Genomic DNA, 16,234 nt, shown 5'->3' with positions numbered 1-16,234 from the left:
TGGGCAGTTTGCAAACAAAAGGATTCCGAACTCCAGGCACCCGCTTTCCTTTTGAATTTCAATGGTGGTGTCGTCGATCCTCACCAGCTGGGGCCGTCGATCGGCTTCAAAGGAGCAGACAGGAATGAATGAAGGAAAAGAATATCCTCAACCAAGTAGCGAGGAGCTGATATCAGCTCTTGATCAGACCGGATTTCTCTTCGAGCAGCGTGTCGCACAAGTCTTCGCAAGCCGAAAAGCATTCGAGGATGTTGATGTAGGCGTTCCGTACACAGATTCGGATACAGGCAAGACTCGCGAGCTCGACGTCCTCGCCCACTATGGCGAATACGTCGGCGATTTCCAAATGTCGGCCCCGCTCGTGACGGCCAGCATAATTGTGGAATGCAAGAACACCAAAAATCCTTTCGTCGTTATCGGCGATACGGTGTCAAATATTCGGCATCTGAGCATGGCTAACACGTATCTTGCAGAATTTGATCCGCTCACCCTGGGGTTTAAGGACGGGACAAGCACGCCACACCAATTGAACTTTCACAACCTGGAGGGCGGCCCAGGCGACGCAGGCTTCCTGGGTACCCAGCTAGTACGACTCAATCTCGCCGGCGGAAAGTGGCGGGCTGATAATAATGGCGTATACGACAGTATAATTTACCCTCTCGCCAAAGGGACTCGGGCGCAGATGACCCATGATTTCGTCAAGGAGGGTGTCCCCGAGGAACTCGTCACGCCGTGCTTCTGCTTCTATTCCTCCGTCGTGGTTACGAACGGACCGATCTACACCGTCACCCAAGGCATTACGGACGCCTCCGTCAACCAGGTTCGTTGGGCACCCTTTGAACGAGGCCTTCGCGAGGAAAAGCTCACCGGCACTTTTTTATTCGAAATAGTCGAATTCGATCATTTGGAAGAGTACCTGGATGAGCGATTTTTTCGATTCATATCCTCAGTCGAAAAGCGGCTAGCGGAGAACGCTCGCGTCTTCGACCCAGCCTGGTTGTTGCACAAATTTGGACAACCCAGCCGATTGAATCTCTACGAGGCATGGGCAGCTGGGGTCGAAGCGAGGAAGGTTGAAGGTACTTGATCCATTCAGATCGAAATGACGAGTCATATGCCTTTCCCAGGAACTCGCCGGCAATTCTAGCTAGCGTATTGGCGTATGCCTGCCACTAAGCTCCAGAACTTTTGTCTGTACAAATTTGACAGATTCTGAGGGAGACAAAGCCAAGGCTTGTAGGCCTTCGTACGCGCCGTTCAAACGCCGAACCTCGTCGGCTGACTCAAGGAATAGCTCGCCCGCCACCGTCTCGATATAGCCCAACGACGGATCTCTCTGATCGAACGACAGGATCGCAAAACCCCCGCGTACCGCCAAATGCGCACCAGCTGCGAGGCGTAACACCTGAACCGTGATGTTCGGCCGGGCAGCCAGCCTGGCCACGAGCTCTAGTTGCTCAACCATGACGTCGGTTCCACCGACTCTCAGCATCAGCGCAACCTCCGTGACGATCGCGTGCATCCGCAGCGCTGGCCGGCGCGTCGTTAGTACCTCCTGGCGTAGCGCAGTGGCCTCTACTCGATGAGCAATTAACTCCGACTCGGTCTCCCGGCCAACTCGGTTTATCTCCTCGGCGTAGGCGCGGGTCTGCATCAGGCTCGGGATCGCCATCGGCTCGAAGTGGCGCAGCTCCGCGGCTTCGGCCTCGTATGCCATGTAGGTGATGTAACGGTTCGGCAAGGTACTCAGACCCTGCCACCAACCCGGTTCCCGCAGCTGGCGGGCCATCTCCAGCAGCCCACGACCAGGCTCCTGCTCATGCGGCACGCCGTACGCGACCAGGATTTCAAGCACGTCCCGCGGCCGGGGCTTGATGTCGCCCGACTCGATGCGGCCGATGCGACCCTGCGAGCAGGCCAGCAGGCGGGCCGCCTCTTCCTGGGTTAGGCCGCGCTCCTCGCGTAGGCGGCGCAGACGGCGCCCGAGGCGCCGTGAGTTCGGCGTCGGAGGGGTGAACCGCGGCACCTCGGAATCTTCCCTCATACGCATTCAGTGCTCCCAATAGAAGTTGATGATGATCCTGGGAGTTGCCAGGCATCGTACGATGCTGCACGATGGTCACATCGTGCATAGTCACGAAGCCATGTCAAGCCACGAGATTGGGGAGCGTGCCATGGATGACCAGAGTCCAGACCCAATGGGCGTCCTGCTCGATGCCGCCCTAGAAGTTCACCGCAGCCATGAGCCGGACAGCGACGGCAACTGCATACATCCCGACTGTCGCAGCCGCCGCCCCGCTGGCGTGGCGGAAATCTGCCTCGCCTACCTCACGGCCAGCACGGTCCTCAGCCTCTGGGCCACTCAGGGCTACGTCGCGGTGACCAGCGCTCTCGAAGCTGGAGCGGCTGGAGACGGCGTATTCGGCGGGAGGGTTCCCGCATCGGCGATCGGTACTACCGCCCCGGCCACTGCCGCGCGGCGGGGCAACCTGACCTCCGCCCCCTGTCGATCGGAGTCCATCGCTCGCGGCGGACACCCAAGCTGGTGCGCCGGGCCGCCGTACTGCACGGTCGAGCAAGGGCTGTCTCATGCGAGCGCTCCTGAGCGGATGGGGGACATGGTGCTGATGCTCATGGCGGCGGACGGCGATGGGCCGATGATCAGCGTCATCGACGATGCTGGAAGCCTCATCCTTCCTGTTGATACGGCCGACGAACTCGGCCACGCGATCCACGAGCTGAGCCTCAAAGCTGCGGCCTAACCCATCGGCCACCGTGTCGGGCTCAGAACTTGAAGTCGGATGAGTGGAGGCATAGTGTCGTGCATAATCACGGAGCGCGACGCGGGAGGTTCGCGATGGAGCCGAACCCCGATCAGATCGCGGCCCGGCGCCAGCTGGGCTCTGAGCTGCGCCAACTCCGTGAGGACGCGTACCGCAGCGGGCAGGACCTGGCCTCCGCACTGGGTTGGTCCCAGTCCAAGGTCAGCCGGATCGAACAGGCCCGGACTCTACCCAGCGTCAACGACGTTCACGCGGTACTCCGTGAGCTTCGCGTACCCGCGGCAGAGCAGGAGCGACTCCTGACCCTCGCGGGGGAGGCAGCCGGCGAGCCCGGGGCCTGGCGCAACTCGACCGGCGCCGGACTGACCCGCCGGCAGCAGGACTTCGTGGCCCTGGAGCGGGCTGCCTCAGCGATCAGCCACTATCAGCCGATCCTGATCCCCGGCTACCTCCAGACCGAGGCGTACGCGCGACGGGTTCTGGAAATGGCCGGCTCCACCAGCGTGGACCGGGGTGTAGAGCTGCGGCTCGCCCGCCGGGCCACGCTGACCGCTCCGAACGCACCGTCGTACCGAATTCTCCTGCTGGAGACCGCGCTCCGCTGGCGGCCCGGTCCCCCGCCGCTGATGGCCGAACAACTCGCCCTGGTCTCGGAGCTGGCCAAGCGGCCCAACGTGGAGTTACGGATCCTGCGCCTGGACCAGGAGCAGGTGATGTACCTCCAGCACCCCTGCATGATCTTCGAGTTCACCGGTCCCGCGGCGCACGGTGAGGCGCTAGTCGAGACCGAGGTTCAGGACGTACGGATCACGGATGCGGAAGGGGTCGGCCTGCTGAACCGTCGGTTCGAGCGGCTGTCTTCCTCGGCCATAGCTCCAAGTGATTCACTTGCGTTTATCGATTCGGTCGCCGACTCTTACGTGAGCGACCGCAACTAGCCTTCGGGGAGGTTCCTGTGGAGCAAACTCCCGATTTCAGCCAGGCCCGGTGGTTCAAGAGCAACAACTCGGGCGACGGCGGATGCGTGGAGGTCGCGATCCTGCCGACTGCGGTCGGCATTCGCGACAGCAAGACCGAGAACAGCCCAGTGATCGTCGTATCGCGGGACGAGTGGTCAGCCTTCGTCGCAGGCGTACGGGCCGGCGAATTCGAGGGGTGACCGGGGGCCGGTCGGGCTGTGGCACGGCTCCGGCAATCTCAGGAGGTATTCGGGGGTGGCTACGGTGCGGCCAGAGGTCGACCAGCCTGTGAGCCGTGCCCGTAGCGCCTTCGGATATCTCTGGTCCGCCTCGATCGTGTCCAGCGTCGGCGACGGCGCGTACCTGGTTGCCGCGCCTCTGCTGGCCGCGCTGCTGACCAACAGCCCTATCGGTGTGGCCGTCGTGAGCGCCGCGACGGCCGCACCATGGCTCCTGGTGGGCTTCTGGTCCGGCGCGATCGTCGACCGGTTCCCGCGTCGCCTCGTGATGGTCATCGCCGACCTGGTCCGCGCTGTCGGGCTGACCGTCATCGCCGTGTTGGTCGCGTCGGGCCACGCCACCATCGCCGCGCTAGCCGGGGCCTCGTTCCTGGTCGTCGCCGGCAAGTCGTTCCACGATGCTGCGGCTCAAGCGCTGGTACCGCATGTGGTCGGCCGGTCTCAGGATGCGCTGACCCGGGCCAACGGCCGCCTCTTCGCCGGCGAGACCGTGAGTCAGACCGTCGCCGGACCGCCACTCGGTGGCGCAACCTTCGGCGTCGCCCCGTGGCTGCCCTTCGCCCTGGACGCGGTGTCGTTCGCCGGTTCTGCCGCGCTGCTTGGCCGCGTGCCGGCGCCCCCACCGCCGGAGAGGCAGGACGGGCAGAGCCTGGGAGCCGCGGTACGGGAAGGCTTCCAGTACCTGTTCCGCCGTCGCGAGCTGGTCGCGCTGGCCCTGTGCCTGGGCGCGTTCAACCTCGCCTACAACCTGGCGTACGCCACGATCGTCCTGTTCGCTAAGCACACCCTCCACGTCTCCAATTTCGGCTTTGCGCTGCTGGTCAGCGTCGGTGCGCTCGGCTCAGCCGTCACCGGCTGGCTCGCCCCTGCTCTGGTACGCCGGCTGACGACGAAGGGCGCTGTTGTGGCGGCACTGCTGGTCCAGGCGCTCGGCTGGCTTGCGGTCGCGGCAACGTCGTCGGTCTGGATCGTGGGCGCGGCTCTCCTCGTTCTGGGCACGAGTACCACGCTGGTCACGGTCGCCGCCGTATCGGCACGTCAGCAGATTGTCCCGGATTATCTCCTCGGCCGGGTCGTCTCCGCGTTCCGGCTGCTGGGCAACGGCGCTGCACCGGTCGGCTCGGTCCTGGGTGGCCTCGTCGCCGACGGATACGGCCTGCGCGCGCCATTGGTGCTGGCACCGATCGTCATCGCGGCGTCGTTGGCGCTGTTTGCGGCACCTCTATTCAATCGTCCGCGCCCGGCCTCCGGCCAAGCCTGACTCCGACGGGGCAACGCGCCGCGTCGAGACCTCTGTCGGTCACGTGCTGTTCGAGGTCATGCGATTGACACCGCGACGATCTCCGCCTGTGGGAGGGTCGCGTCGATGGAAATCAGCTTTCCCAGTGGCCGAAAGTGGTCGAGCGCGGGCGCCACGAACGGTCGGTAGGAGCCCATCCCTGCGGTGACACGCTCCGGGCTGTCGTCCTCCCGCTGGGACAGCTCGCCACCGCAGTTGTCGCAGGTGTCTGGGCGCGTTGGAGCAGCGAACTCGACGTGCCACAGCTTGCCGCAGGCGCGGCAGAGCCGGCGACCGGTGAGGCGGCGTAGAACCTCGGCATCCGACAAGACAAGGTCGATCACGCGGTCGAGCGGTGCACCCAGATCGGAAAGCAGACCATCGAGCGGTACCGCCTGCGCCCAACCGTCGAGGACGAACCCGTCCGCGACGTCGGGCCGGGACAGACGGTCCCGGATCATCGAGAGCGATACGTCTTCCGGCACCAGCTCGCCCGCGTTCATGTGGCGCATCGCCTGGACAGCGGCGGGGGTATTGGCGCGGGCCGCTGCCTGGAACACGTCGGACACGCGCAGCACGGGTACACCTAGCTGCTCACCGATGAGGTCGGCGATGGTCCCCCGGTCGGACCCCGGAGGTCCGAGAACGATCAACCGCATCGGCGCAGCATAGTGCCAATACCGATGCCTAACTGACCGTCGATCCGAAGAAATATTCATCGATGCTTGCACCGTGCATAGTCACATAGCTATCATCGTGCATATGCATGACACTCACTCTCTGGAGGTAGAGCGGTGGCTCTGAAGGGCGGGACCAGGTTCTCGGTCGACGGCAACGACGTGTTCCCCGGCGGCTGCGTGCTGGTGCCGGACTCGATCGGCGAGGTCGAGGACTACGACGAGAAGACCGGCCGGCGTACCCCGGCCAAGGACAAGCTGACCGGCCAGCGTGTCTGGCAGGTCCGGGTCATGGACCTGGACCCCGAGCTGGGGAAGCGGTCGCGCGAGACGACCGTGAAGATCATCGGCGACTACCAGCCCGTACCCCCGACCGGGGCGCCGTTCGAGGCCGTCGAGTTCGACGGCATGACCGTCACGCCGTACGTCACCAACAACAACCGGATGGCCTACTCGCTGCGCGCGATCGCAATGCGCGCCCCGGCCGGCAGCAACTCGGCCGGCACGGCGACGAAGGCCCCTGCCTGACCTGATGTGCCCGTGGGGCGGGCGCTTCCTCCGGCAAGAGATACCGCCCGCCCCTCGGCTCAACCCCTGATCCACCTGCTTCGAGATGGAGGGCTGTTGTGCCCAGGCTACTGAGTGCTGCCCGCGTCACGGCACGGGATCGCACGCACCGGGGGTGGTCGTGATGGCGACCCGCCCCTGGGTCAACTTCAAGCGGCTGTCGGTCCGCGTGCCGTGGTGGATCGTCATGGCCATCGTCATCCCGGTCGCGGCCTTCCGGCTGGCGCGGTTCGTCGTACACCATCGCCGGGCCATCCCCGGCGTGACCGCGGTGCTTCTGCTGCTCTACGCCTACCTGCGCTTCGGCTGGCTGCCGCTGGTCCTGGTCGCGCTCGCGGTGGCGGGGGCCGTCGGGCTGTGGGCCTGGCGGGCGATGCCGTCATGCCGGCGCTTCCTGCTGCTTCCGGTGCTCGGCCGGTGGCGGGGCTTCTGGGTGTACCGCCGGCAGTGGGCGGAGTCGCTGTCCCTGTCCGGGCTGCACAAGACGTTCGACGGGATGGTGTTGCTGCCGCGGCTGGTCGGGGTGCGCTGCCGCGAGGCGACCGACGAGGTCACGGTACGGATGCTGCGCGGGCAGAATCCTGAGCTGTTCCACAAGGCGGCCGTGAACCTGGCGTACTCGTTCGGCACCCGCCAGTGCCGGGTGTTCTCGACTCGGCGCGAGGTGGCCCCGGTTCGGCTCGGCCGGCTGGCCGGCGCGCTGCGGCTGGTCGACCGGGTTCGGTACCGCGACCGGCCCCGGTTGGTCACGCTGGTGTTCTTCCGTCGCGACCCGCTGACCGAGAAGGTCGAGCCGTTCGAGGTGCCGCCGGTGCCGGACTTCACGGCGCTGGTGGTCGGGCTTCGCGAGGATGCGGAGCGGTACGCGCTGCGGCTGCTGGCGACTCACGTCCTGGTCGCGGGGGCGACACGGGCCGGTAAGGGCTCGGTGATCTGGTCGCTGATCCGGGCGTTGGCCGGCGGCGTCGCCTCGGGCCTGGTCCGGCTGTGGGTGGTCGACCCGAAGGGGGGCATGGAGCTGGCCATGGGTCAGCCGATGTTCGCCCGGTACGAGTACGACGACTTCACCGCCATGGCCGACCTGTTCGACCAGGCCGTGAGCGTGATGCGCAAGCGGCAGGCGGCGCTGCGCGGCCTGGTCCGGGTGCACACCCCGACGCTGGACGAGCCGCTGATCGTCATCGTGATCGACGAGATCGCGGCGCTCACCGCGTACCTGCAAGACGGCGAGCTGCGGTCGCGGATCGCGCAATCGCTCGGACTGCTGCTGTCGCAGGGTGCCGGGCTGGGCGTGCTGGTCGTGGCGGCGACGCAGGATCCGCGCAAGGAGACGGTGGGCCTGCGGGACCTGTTCCCGACCCGCATCGCGCTGCGGCTCAACGAGCCGAACCACGCTGACCTGGTGCTGGGCGACGGCGCCCGCGACCGGGGAGCGCTGGCCGACCAGATCCCGGTACCGCTTGCCGGCGTCGGCTTCGTCCGACTGGAAGGCCATCCGGAGCCGGCCCGGCTGCGCTTCTCCTACGTCGAGGATGCGCTGATCCGTGAGATGGCGGCGCTGTACCCGGCGCCGGTGGTCGGGCCGTTCCCGGCGCGCGTCACGGTGCCCACGTCGACCGGCGGTTCGGTGGTGCCCCGGCAGCGGCCGGCGCGGTCGACCTCGCTCAAGGATGGTCCGCTGCTGCCCTCGGGCCTGTTGGATGCGCTCGGCCCGCGGCAGCTGACGGATGGCGACCAGCCATGACCGACGACGAGCCGGCCCGGCGGTTCTTTCGGCTCCGCGCGCCCGACGTCCAGCGCGGTTCAGTGGCCATCTCGGTACGGGTCACCGAGGGCGCGGACCTCTACCTCGCGGTCGGTGGCGGCCGGCGGCGGATGTACCTGACCCCCGCCGAAGCCTGGGCCACCTGGCGCTGCCTGTCCGAGGCCGTCGCCTCCCTCGGCGATCCGCCGGACTGGATCCGCGTGCACATCACCCCCTCCTCTCGCTGATCTCCCTCCCTTGGAGTTGTTGTGGCTACCCGCACCCCTCAGCCCAACCGTCGTCACGCTGCGTCGACCTCGCAGGTACCGATCGACATGGAAGACCCGTACTACCGCCTCCCAACCGACCCGTACGCCGACCTCCTGCTCGCTCAGGCCGGCGAGGCGTACGCCGACCTGCGCGCCCAGGATGACGAGTTCACCGGCGGGTGGGCGGCATGACCAACGAACTGGTTCATCCGGGCTGGTGCGCCCGGAACTACCGCTGCACCGTCTCGCGGCTCGACGGTCGGCACCGGTCCGCGGCCGTGTGCTTCCCGGCGGCCGACGGCCGGCCGACCACCGTGGTCTCGCTCTCGCAGCGGCCGACCGAGCGCACGCCGGTGGTCGAGGTTCGGCTCCGGATCCGGCTGAGCAGCCGGGACGAGTCGCGGCAGGCAGAGCAGATCCGCCAGCTGCTGGACCGGCTGAACGCCGCGGTCAGGGAGATGACCGGATGAAGTCGGCGCGGCTGGTCCGGGTCCGTTGGGCGGTCCGCGGCACCCTGGTTCTGGGCGTCGCGGCCTCGGTGGCGGCCAACATCCTGCACGCGCGGCCGAACCCGGTGAGCCAGACCATCGCGGCCTGGCCACCGCTCGCCCTGCTGGTCACCGTCGAGCTGATTTCCCGGGTACCGGTCGGTAGTCGGTGGCTGTCGGCGGTGCGCCTGGTCGCGGCCGGCGGTATCTCGGGGATCGCGGCCTGGGTGTCGTACTGGCACATGGTCGGCGTGGTCGCCCGCTACGGCGAGACCGGCGCGTCGCCGTACCTGATGCCGTTCTCCGTTGACGGGCTCATCGTGGTGGCCTCGATCTGCCTGGTCGAGATCGCCAGCCAGCTGCGCGAGCCCGCCCCGGTCGCCACGGTCGCCTCGCCGGCCCCGGCGGTCGTGCCGGATCAGGAACCCTCCGAAAAAGATGAGGCTCCGTCCACCGTGGACATTCCCGCACCGGTTCGCCTGAACGGATACGCGATCGGCTCGGGGGTGGCGCGGTGAGGCGGGTCGGCTGCGCCCGGTGCGCCGACGCGGCGGGCTTCGTGGTGTCCGCCGGAGACCCTGACACCTTCTGGTACCGCTCGGAGTCGGTGTGCCTGAACTGCCTAGCGGCCTCGAAGCGCTGGGCAGGTTTCGTCGGCACGGTCACCGTGGTCCCGGTCGACGCGCCCGGCGTCGGAGTGCAGGCGCCACTGTTCGAGGTGGACCGGTGACGGTGGAGACCCTGCCCGGTATCGGCCCGGCCGAGGACACTCCCCGGCCGGGCTCCCGGGCGGCCCGGATGGCGCTGCCTCGCTCGGTCGACGTGCTCAAGGACATCGCCACCGAATACGGCGTGTGTGTAAAGCCCATCTCGATGCGCCGGACCGACCTGGACACCGGCCGTACCGAAGTCATCGACCTACCCTGCGGCGCTACCCGGGAGGACAAGTGCGCGCCGTGCGCCCGGCGGAATCGCAAGCTGCGGCAGGCGCAGATCCGGGAGGGCTGGCACCGCGGCGACGAGCCGTTGCCCGGTCCGGAGCCGGCGACCGAGGAGCAGAAGGCGCTGATCGTCATGCGGGCGCACTTCGAGTTCGAGCGTGCGGACGCGTGCCGGTCCTCGGAGTGGGACCAGGTGGCCGACCTGGACGAGGCGATCCGAGAGGTTGAGGAGGCGATCGCGGCCGAAGGGCTCCGCGGCCGGGTCGTCCCTCCTCGCCCCGTCGACGGCGAGGAGCCGGACCAGGACGCGGACGGCAAGCGGCGGATCCGGTCGACCAGGCGGCGGCAGGACGCGCCCGAACTGCCCCGGCGCAAGGTCGACCCGCGCACGATCGGCCGGGTCTACACCGCCCCGGACGGCACCGCCTACCAACCGTCGATGTGGCTGACCCTGACGCTGGACTCGTACGGGCCGGTGCTCGGCGACGGCACCCCTGCGCACCCCGACCGATACGACTACCGGCGGGCGGCCTGGGATGCGGTGCACTTCCCGCGGCTGCTCGACCGGTTCTGGCAGAACCTGCGCCGGTGTGAGGGCTGGAGCGTCCAGTACGCCGGATGCGTCGAGCCTCAGCGTCGACTCGCTCCGCACGCACACTTCGCCATCCGGGGCACCGTGCCCCGTGAGGTGCTGCGCACGGTCGCGGCGGCCACTTATCACCAGGTCTGGTGGCCGAGCGTCGACGTCCAGCGGTACACCGCGAACCGTCCGCCGGTCTGGGACGAGCATGCCGCGGCCTGGGTCGACCCGGACACCCGGGAGCCGCTGACCAGCTGGTCCGAGGCGCTGGACGCCATCGACCAGGACCCGGACGCCGAGCCGGTGCACGCTGTTCGGTTCGGCGCTCAGGTCGACGCGCAGGGCGTCATGCCCGGCACCCGCGACGCTGAGCGAACGATCCGCTACATCACGAAGTACATCACCAAGCAGACCAGCGACTGCCACAAGGCCGAGACGGAGCGGCAGCGGGCGCATCTCGACCGGCTTTGGCACCAACTCCAGATCACGCCGTGCTCGGACAGGTGCGCCAACTGGCTGCTCTACGGCGTCCAGCCGAAGAAGGCGCACGCCAAGCTGAAGCCCGGCCGGTGCAAGGGCAAGGTGCACCAGCGCGAAACGCTCGGCATCGGCGGCCGGCGCGTGCTCATCTCCCGCGACTGGTCGGGGAAGACCCTGGCCGACCACAAGGCGGACGCACGGGCATGGGTACGCGCACTGCTCGGCGTCACCGTCGACCTGGCCGCGGTCGAGCAGACCGGCGACACGGGCGAGTCATCGTCCCGGTACGCGTGGGAGTTGGCCCGGCCGGACGATCCCGACGTGCCGCCGCTCGGGTACCGGCTGCTGCATGCCATCTCGGAGCGCGCCCGGTGGCGCAGCCAGCTACTCGCGGCCAAGGACCGGGCCGCGCAAGGAAGCGCAGATGTCTCGGCAATCAGCGACCACACCAGGACTGACGGGGAGGACTGACGGAGGTGGACGAGGTGCTGACCATCGAACAGGCAGCGGCTCGAATCAAGATGAGCGAACGGTACGTGCGCCGGCTGGTCGCCGAGCGGCGCATCCCGTTCCACAAGCTCGGCCGGAGCGTGCGCCTCAAGGCATCCGACCTGGCAGCGCACATCGACGCGGGGCGCGTCGAGCCGATTACCGCCGCTGACGTGTGGCGCGGCCTGGGGAGGGCCGCCTGATGGCGAACAAGGACGGGCATCGCCGATTCGGCAGCGTGCGCAAGCTGCCGTCGGGCCGGTACCAGGTGCGGTACCCCGGGCCGGACGGACGCATCCGTACCGCTCCCGAGACGTTCGCGCGCAAGGGCGACGCCGACCGGTACCTCACGCTGACCGAGGCGCAGATCGCCCGACGGGAGTGGACCGACCCGGACCGGGCGAAAATCAAGCTCGGCGACTACGCGAAGCAGTGGATCGACCAGCGGCCGAACCTTCGCCCGCGGACCGTGCACCTGTACACCTGGCTGCTCGGCCGGTACGTCACGCCGTACCTCGGTCCGGTCGAGCTGGGCCAGCTGACGACTCCGCTCATCCGCGAATGGCGGGCAAAACTGCTCGGCAACGGCGTCTCGCAGAGCATGAGCGCGAAGGCGTACCGGCTGCTGCGGGCGATCCTGATGACCGCGGTCAAGGAAGACGAGATCCTGCCCAAGAATCCGTGCCGGATCCCGGGTGCCGACCAGGAGAAGGCGTCGGAGCGGCCGGTCCTCAAGGTCGCTCAGGTCTTCAAGCTGGCGGACGCCGTACCGGCTCCGTACCGGGCGCTGGTGCTGCTCACCACCTTCGGGTGCCTGCGTTGGGGCGAGGTGGCCGCACTGCAACGGCAGGACATCGACCTGGGCGCGGGAACCGTCCGCGTCCGCCAGGCGGTGACCGAGCAGCGGGGCGTGGGCCTGGTCCTCGGGCCGCCGAAGTCGCGGGCCGGCCGACGCACGGTGAGCCTTCCCCCGGCCATCGTCTCGGCAGTGCGCGAACACCTGGCGGCGCACGTTGACGACGATCCGGACGCGTTCGTGTTCACCGGCCCGACCGGCGCGCAGATCTGGCGCGGCAACTTCAACAAGCTGGTGCACTGGCCAGAGGCGGTCGCGGCCGTCGGCGTACCGGGGCTGCATTTCCACGACCTCCGGCACACCGGCAACACGCTGGCCGCGCAGACCGGCGCGAGCACCCGCGACCTGATGGCACGCATGGGCCACGACTCGGCCCAGGCGGCGCTGATCTACCAGCACGCCACCACCGAGGCTGACCGCGCCATCGCAGATGCCCTGGAAGGAGCACTGGAACGCGATCGAACCCATCCAAGACAGCCACCGGCTGCGAGCCAAGCTGAACCTCGCGAGTCCGAAATGGACGTCTCCGAGTCCACACTTGACGTGTCGATGTCCGAATGTGACATACTGGAGTCCTCCAAGGACCGAGGAGAACCACAGTGACGGTTTACGCGTTCTGGAACAACAAGGGCGGCACGGGCAAGACCAGCCTGTGCTTTCAATCGATCTGCTTCTATGCAAGACATCATCCAAATGAGCGGATACTCGCGATTGACGTCTGCCCACAGGCCAACCTGTCCGAACTTTTTCTAGGCGGGTTGGCCAACGACGGAAGCGGCAAACTGCTGGAGCGGCAGGGAACGATGCCGCGAGCAACCGTCGGCGGCTACTTCCAGACCCGGCTGCCCTCTCCGTACTCTCCGCCCGCCTCCCTGTCGGCCGCGGACTTCATCACGAAGCCCCACGACTACAACCCCGCCGTACCGGCCAACGTCGATCTGATCTGCGGCGACCCGCTGTTGGAACTCCAGGCCAACGCCATCTCTACCCTGGCTAATAACCAGATCCCGGGTACGAACGCCTGGGTAGCGGTGGTCGATTGGTTGTCCGACCTTATCCAGCCGCTGCACGAGCAGTACGACACCATGTTCATCGACTGCAACCCGAGCTTTTCGATCTACACCCAAATCGCCCTCTCGGCTGTCGATCGCCTTGTACTGCCAGTCATGGCGGACGACTCGTCCCGCCGCGCGATCCAGAACGCTTTCTCGTTGGTGTACGGGCTCAAGCTGCCGTCGGACATCTACGCCACCTACGCGTTCGCCACACGCCTAACCGAGGCCGGCCGGGATCTGCCGAAGGTACACATGATCGCGAAGAACCGCCTCACGCAGTACATGGGTCCGGCATCCGCGTATGCTGCCGTACTTCGCTCCATCACCGTGGACGTTGGCAAGTTGCTGGCGAGCAACCCCGAGATTTTCAACTTCAACGATGTCGACAGCGGCCTGGTGGACATCCGGGACTTCCAGACAACCGGGGTCGTGGCGTTCGCACGAGGTTGCCCGCTGTACGAGCTACAGGCCGGCAAGCTCGACGTCATGGGCCACCGCGTGACGGTGCACGAGGAGTACCGCCTCAACTGCGTCGAGGCTATGGAGGACCTCGTGGCCAAGCTCTGATCTGCGCCCAATGGCACGCTAATGGCACGTAGCATGACCAAAGGATCAAGAATATCGAAGACCCTGGCTGGGGCTCACGTCCTGACCAGGGCCTTCGGTTTGGAGCGGGTGAAGGGAATCGAACCCTCACTGTCAGCTTGGGAAGCTGATGTTCTGCCATTGAACTACACCCGCGAGCGGATCTACTCTACCTGATCGCCGGCCCCGCGTGCAGAGCCGGGTCGCCCATCGTGTGTCCGGACCGCTCGTCCCGCCAGATCTCCGTCCGCCGGGCCGATGGACCGCCGCCCTCCGGCCGCCGGGCCACCATCGCCACGTCCACCGAGAATTCGTAGAGCCGCCAGTCGATCCGGCGCTCCGCCCGGTACGCCTCGGCCAGCCGCTCCACCCTGGCCCGGTCCGTGACCGGCCGGGCGCGGCCCGACAGGTACGCCTCGTCGTCGTTGTCCTCCGGCGGGAACGCGTGCAGCGCGTAGCGCCCGTCACGGTCGAGGTCGCGCCTCTTCGGCGAGTCGATGACGAAGCAGTACAGCCCGTCATCCATGATGACCGGCGCCACGGGGTGTATCCGCGGGCCACCGTCCGGCCGCACCGTCGCCAGGTACCCCAGGCCGGACCCGTACTGGTGGACGAGCTCACGGATCGCCGCCGCGAGGTCGGGCTCGGCTGCCGCGAATTCCGACCAGGTTGCCATCTCCACATTCTATCGAACATATGTTCGGATAGGAACCGAAAGCGCGGCGCCCCGCTCCGGCAGGCTCGGCGGGGGGAAGAGGTACGCCGGGGGAAGGCACTGCGCGGGCGGGGCGCCGCAGGTGAGCGATCAGAGCGTGGGCGACGGGCTATCAGAGCGCGAGCGATGAGGGGATCCGAGGCCGCTCCGGACACTGACCGGGGAGGAGGAGGTCCGGCCAGGCCTCGGGCATTCAGGAGCGGTGATGCCGCGGGCTAGTCAGCCACCCGCGGCGCCGTCGTCCGTCAGGTGGTAGGTCGGCCGTAGCCGTTGACGACAGAAGTGTTGATCTTCTGCATCTGCACCGGTTTGCCGAAGGTCGGCGCGCTGACCACCCAGCCATTGCCCACGTAGATGACGACGTGGTGCACGTCCGAGTAGTAGAAGACCAGGTCGCCCGGCTTGAGGTTGGCCTTGCTGACCGGTGTCGTGGTCTGCTTCTGCTGGTACGCGTTGTGCGGGATGGTCACGCCCACCGAGCGCCAGGACGCCAGGGTCAGCCCGGAGCAGTCGTAGGAGTCGGGGCCGTCGGCGTCCCAGACGTACGACTTGCCGATCTGGTCGCAGGCGAACTGGGCCGCCTTGCTGCCGGCGTCGCCGGTGTACACCTGTGGGCAGGCGACCGGGCGGTACTCGCCGGTGCCGGCGCCGCTGCCGTATGCGGCCAGCCGCATCTGCTGCAACTGGTTGAGCTGGCTCTGCAGTTGCGTGCGCTGCGTGGTCAGCTGCTGCTGCTGCCTGGAGAGCTGCGCGACCATCGCGTCGATGGGCGCTTCCTGCTTCTGGTACTGCTGGCGCAGCTTCACGACGTCGGAGATGCTCTGGGTCTGCGAGCGGGACACCGCGTCGAGCATGCCGAGCTGGTCGACCAGAGTGGTCGGGTCTCCGCTCTCCAAGAGCGCGTTGAGGTTCGAGCTAGGGCCGTACTCGTAGTACTTGGCGGACAACGCGCTGATCCGAGTCATCGCCAGGTCTACCTGCTGTTGCAGCGGCTTGATCTTCTTCTGTAGACCGGCGACCTTGGCCTGGTTGTTGACCAGATTCTGGTGGACACCGTCCCACTGCTCCAGCAGCGGTTCGAGCTGGTTCCACTTCTGGTCGATCTGCGCCTCGAGCTGCCCCGGAGTTTGCGGGGCAGCGGAGGCCGTGGTGGCGCCGACGGCGAGCACGAGGCCGGAGACGGCGGCGACGAGGCCGACGAGACGCGCGGCGCGGACCAGGCGGAAGGTGTGAATCAGACGGGTACGAGGCGGTCGGGCGGCAAACCCTGCCACGGTGGACGACCCTTTCTTCCCTGCGAAGGCATTTGGCCTTCACCGCCTACCGGGTTAGCTGACGGATTCGGGCTGGGAAGCGCCCTACCGCGCGCTGCGCGGATTCACCCCATGGTGCTGGTGGGTCCCCGGTTCGTATTGTCGATTCGGCGGTGCCGTCCGGGGTCTCCCCTCACGGGCGACCGACTTCCGAGCGGCGACTCATAACGGTAGGGACACGACACCGTGCCGCGCAAGCAAACACGAGCATTACT

General features: G+C 67.2%; 20 protein-coding genes, 1 tRNA gene and 1 riboswitch. Of the genes, 16 read left to right on the top strand and 5 right to left on the bottom strand.

From position 1 onward, the window contains the following. Positions 1 to 124 precede the first annotated feature (124 nt). The gene (locus ABEA87_RS00230; RefSeq protein ID WP_345624984.1) at positions 125 to 1,087 is read left to right on the top strand and encodes a hypothetical protein; all 963 of its coding nucleotides are present in this window, start codon (positions 125 to 127) and stop codon (positions 1,085 to 1,087) included. A gap of 60 nt (positions 1,088 to 1,147) precedes the next feature. Here the strand turns inward: ABEA87_RS00230 and ABEA87_RS00225 are convergent, their stop codons facing one another. After that, the gene (locus tag ABEA87_RS00225; RefSeq protein ID WP_345624983.1) at positions 1,148 to 2,050 is read right to left on the bottom strand and encodes a helix-turn-helix domain-containing protein; all 903 of its coding nucleotides are present in this window, start codon (positions 2,048 to 2,050) and stop codon (positions 1,148 to 1,150) included. A 124-nt stretch (positions 2,051 to 2,174) separates the two neighbouring features. On the opposite strand from ABEA87_RS00225, the gene ABEA87_RS00220 reads away from it, so the two are divergent. The 4 genes from ABEA87_RS00220 to ABEA87_RS00205 all read left to right on the top strand — a co-directional run bounded on the left by ABEA87_RS00220 (position 2,175) and on the right by ABEA87_RS00205 (position 5,242). After that, positions 2,175 to 2,762, top strand: a complete 588-nt coding sequence (locus ABEA87_RS00220; RefSeq protein WP_345624982.1) for a hypothetical protein — start codon at positions 2,175 to 2,177, stop codon at positions 2,760 to 2,762. 95 nt (positions 2,763 to 2,857) lie between these two features. Then, positions 2,858 to 3,721, top strand: coding sequence for a helix-turn-helix domain-containing protein (locus ABEA87_RS00215; protein WP_345624981.1), 864 nt, complete (start codon positions 2,858 to 2,860; stop codon positions 3,719 to 3,721). Positions 3,722 to 3,738: 17 nt separating this feature from the next. Continuing rightward, positions 3,739 to 3,942 carry a DUF397 domain-containing protein gene (locus ABEA87_RS00210; protein WP_345624980.1) on the top strand — a complete coding sequence of 68 codons (204 nt, stop codon included), beginning with the start codon at positions 3,739 to 3,741 and terminating at the stop codon, positions 3,940 to 3,942. Positions 3,943 to 3,997: 55 nt separating this feature from the next. Further along, entirely contained in the window at positions 3,998 to 5,242 is a 1,245-nt protein-coding gene (locus ABEA87_RS00205) for an MFS transporter (RefSeq protein ID WP_345624979.1), read from the top strand. Between the two features lie 56 nt (positions 5,243 to 5,298). Here the strand turns inward: ABEA87_RS00205 and ABEA87_RS00200 are convergent, their stop codons facing one another. Further along, positions 5,299 to 5,919 (bottom strand): adenylate kinase family protein, encoded by a 621-nt coding sequence (locus tag ABEA87_RS00200; protein ID WP_345624978.1) that lies wholly within the window; start codon positions 5,917 to 5,919, stop codon positions 5,299 to 5,301. Positions 5,920 to 6,054: 135 nt separating this feature from the next. On the opposite strand from ABEA87_RS00200, the gene ABEA87_RS00195 reads away from it, so the two are divergent. The 11 genes from ABEA87_RS00195 (at position 6,055) to ABEA87_RS00145 (ending at position 13,973) form a co-directional block, all read left to right on the top strand. After that, entirely contained in the window at positions 6,055 to 6,465 is a 411-nt protein-coding gene (locus ABEA87_RS00195; protein ID WP_345624977.1) for a transcriptional regulator, read from the top strand. 163 nt (positions 6,466 to 6,628) lie between these two features. Next, the gene (locus ABEA87_RS00190) at positions 6,629 to 8,248 is read left to right on the top strand and encodes a type IV secretory system conjugative DNA transfer family protein (protein WP_345624976.1); all 1,620 of its coding nucleotides are present in this window, start codon (positions 6,629 to 6,631) and stop codon (positions 8,246 to 8,248) included. Further along, positions 8,245 to 8,496 (top strand): spread protein, encoded by a 252-nt coding sequence (locus tag ABEA87_RS00185; RefSeq protein ID WP_345624975.1) that lies wholly within the window; start codon positions 8,245 to 8,247, stop codon positions 8,494 to 8,496. The genes ABEA87_RS00190 and ABEA87_RS00185 overlap by 4 nt, the downstream gene beginning before the upstream one ends. An 87-nt stretch (positions 8,497 to 8,583) precedes the next feature. After that, on the top strand, positions 8,584 to 8,709 hold the full coding sequence (locus ABEA87_RS00180; protein ID WP_345624974.1) for a hypothetical protein: 126 nt from the start codon (positions 8,584 to 8,586) through the stop codon (positions 8,707 to 8,709). Next, positions 8,706 to 8,987, top strand: coding sequence for a DUF6907 domain-containing protein (locus tag ABEA87_RS00175; RefSeq protein ID WP_345624973.1), 282 nt, complete (start codon positions 8,706 to 8,708; stop codon positions 8,985 to 8,987). The genes ABEA87_RS00180 and ABEA87_RS00175 overlap by 4 nt, the downstream gene beginning before the upstream one ends. Then, positions 8,984 to 9,523, top strand: coding sequence for a DUF2637 domain-containing protein (locus ABEA87_RS00170; protein WP_425570667.1), 540 nt, complete (start codon positions 8,984 to 8,986; stop codon positions 9,521 to 9,523). The genes ABEA87_RS00175 and ABEA87_RS00170 overlap by 4 nt, the downstream gene beginning before the upstream one ends. After that, a complete protein-coding gene (locus tag ABEA87_RS00165) occupies positions 9,520 to 9,735 on the top strand; it encodes a hypothetical protein (RefSeq protein ID WP_345624972.1) in 216 nt (71 codons plus the stop codon). The genes ABEA87_RS00170 and ABEA87_RS00165 overlap by 4 nt, the downstream gene beginning before the upstream one ends. After that, positions 9,732 to 11,477 (top strand): replication initiator, encoded by a 1,746-nt coding sequence (locus tag ABEA87_RS00160; protein ID WP_345624971.1) that lies wholly within the window; start codon positions 9,732 to 9,734, stop codon positions 11,475 to 11,477. The genes ABEA87_RS00165 and ABEA87_RS00160 overlap by 4 nt, the downstream gene beginning before the upstream one ends. A 5-nt stretch (positions 11,478 to 11,482) precedes the next feature. Next, a complete protein-coding gene (locus ABEA87_RS00155; RefSeq protein ID WP_425570666.1) occupies positions 11,483 to 11,698 on the top strand; it encodes a helix-turn-helix domain-containing protein in 216 nt (71 codons plus the stop codon). Beyond that, a complete protein-coding gene (locus ABEA87_RS00150; RefSeq protein ID WP_345624970.1) occupies positions 11,698 to 12,954 on the top strand; it encodes a tyrosine-type recombinase/integrase in 1,257 nt (418 codons plus the stop codon). The genes ABEA87_RS00155 and ABEA87_RS00150 overlap by 1 nt, the downstream gene beginning before the upstream one ends. Continuing rightward, a complete protein-coding gene (locus tag ABEA87_RS00145; RefSeq protein ID WP_345624969.1) occupies positions 12,951 to 13,973 on the top strand; it encodes a ParA family protein in 1,023 nt (340 codons plus the stop codon). Before ABEA87_RS00150 ends, ABEA87_RS00145 begins: the two co-directional genes overlap by 4 nt. 100 nt (positions 13,974 to 14,073) lie before the next feature. Here ABEA87_RS00145 and ABEA87_RS00140 read toward each other — a convergent pair. The 3 genes from ABEA87_RS00140 to ABEA87_RS00130 form a co-directional block, all read right to left on the bottom strand. After that, a tRNA-Gly gene (locus tag ABEA87_RS00140) sits at positions 14,074 to 14,147 on the bottom strand. A 13-nt stretch (positions 14,148 to 14,160) separates the two neighbouring features. Beyond that, the gene (locus ABEA87_RS00135; RefSeq protein ID WP_345624968.1) at positions 14,161 to 14,667 is read right to left on the bottom strand and encodes a pyridoxamine 5'-phosphate oxidase family protein; all 507 of its coding nucleotides are present in this window, start codon (positions 14,665 to 14,667) and stop codon (positions 14,161 to 14,163) included. Positions 14,668 to 14,951: 284 nt separating this feature from the next. Further along, the gene (locus ABEA87_RS00130; RefSeq protein ID WP_345624967.1) at positions 14,952 to 15,980 is read right to left on the bottom strand and encodes a C40 family peptidase; all 1,029 of its coding nucleotides are present in this window, start codon (positions 15,978 to 15,980) and stop codon (positions 14,952 to 14,954) included. A 28-nt stretch (positions 15,981 to 16,008) separates the two neighbouring features. Continuing rightward, positions 16,009 to 16,142: riboswitch (cyclic di-AMP (ydaO/yuaA leader) on the bottom strand. Positions 16,143 to 16,234: the final 92 nt, after the last annotated feature.

Source organism: Rugosimonospora acidiphila, assembly GCF_039543385.1.
Classification (GTDB): domain Bacteria; phylum Actinomycetota; class Actinomycetes; order Mycobacteriales; family Micromonosporaceae; genus Rugosimonospora; species Rugosimonospora acidiphila.
The sequence above is the reverse complement of the archived record's forward strand: the minus strand, read 5'-3'. Positions and strand labels throughout refer to the sequence as shown.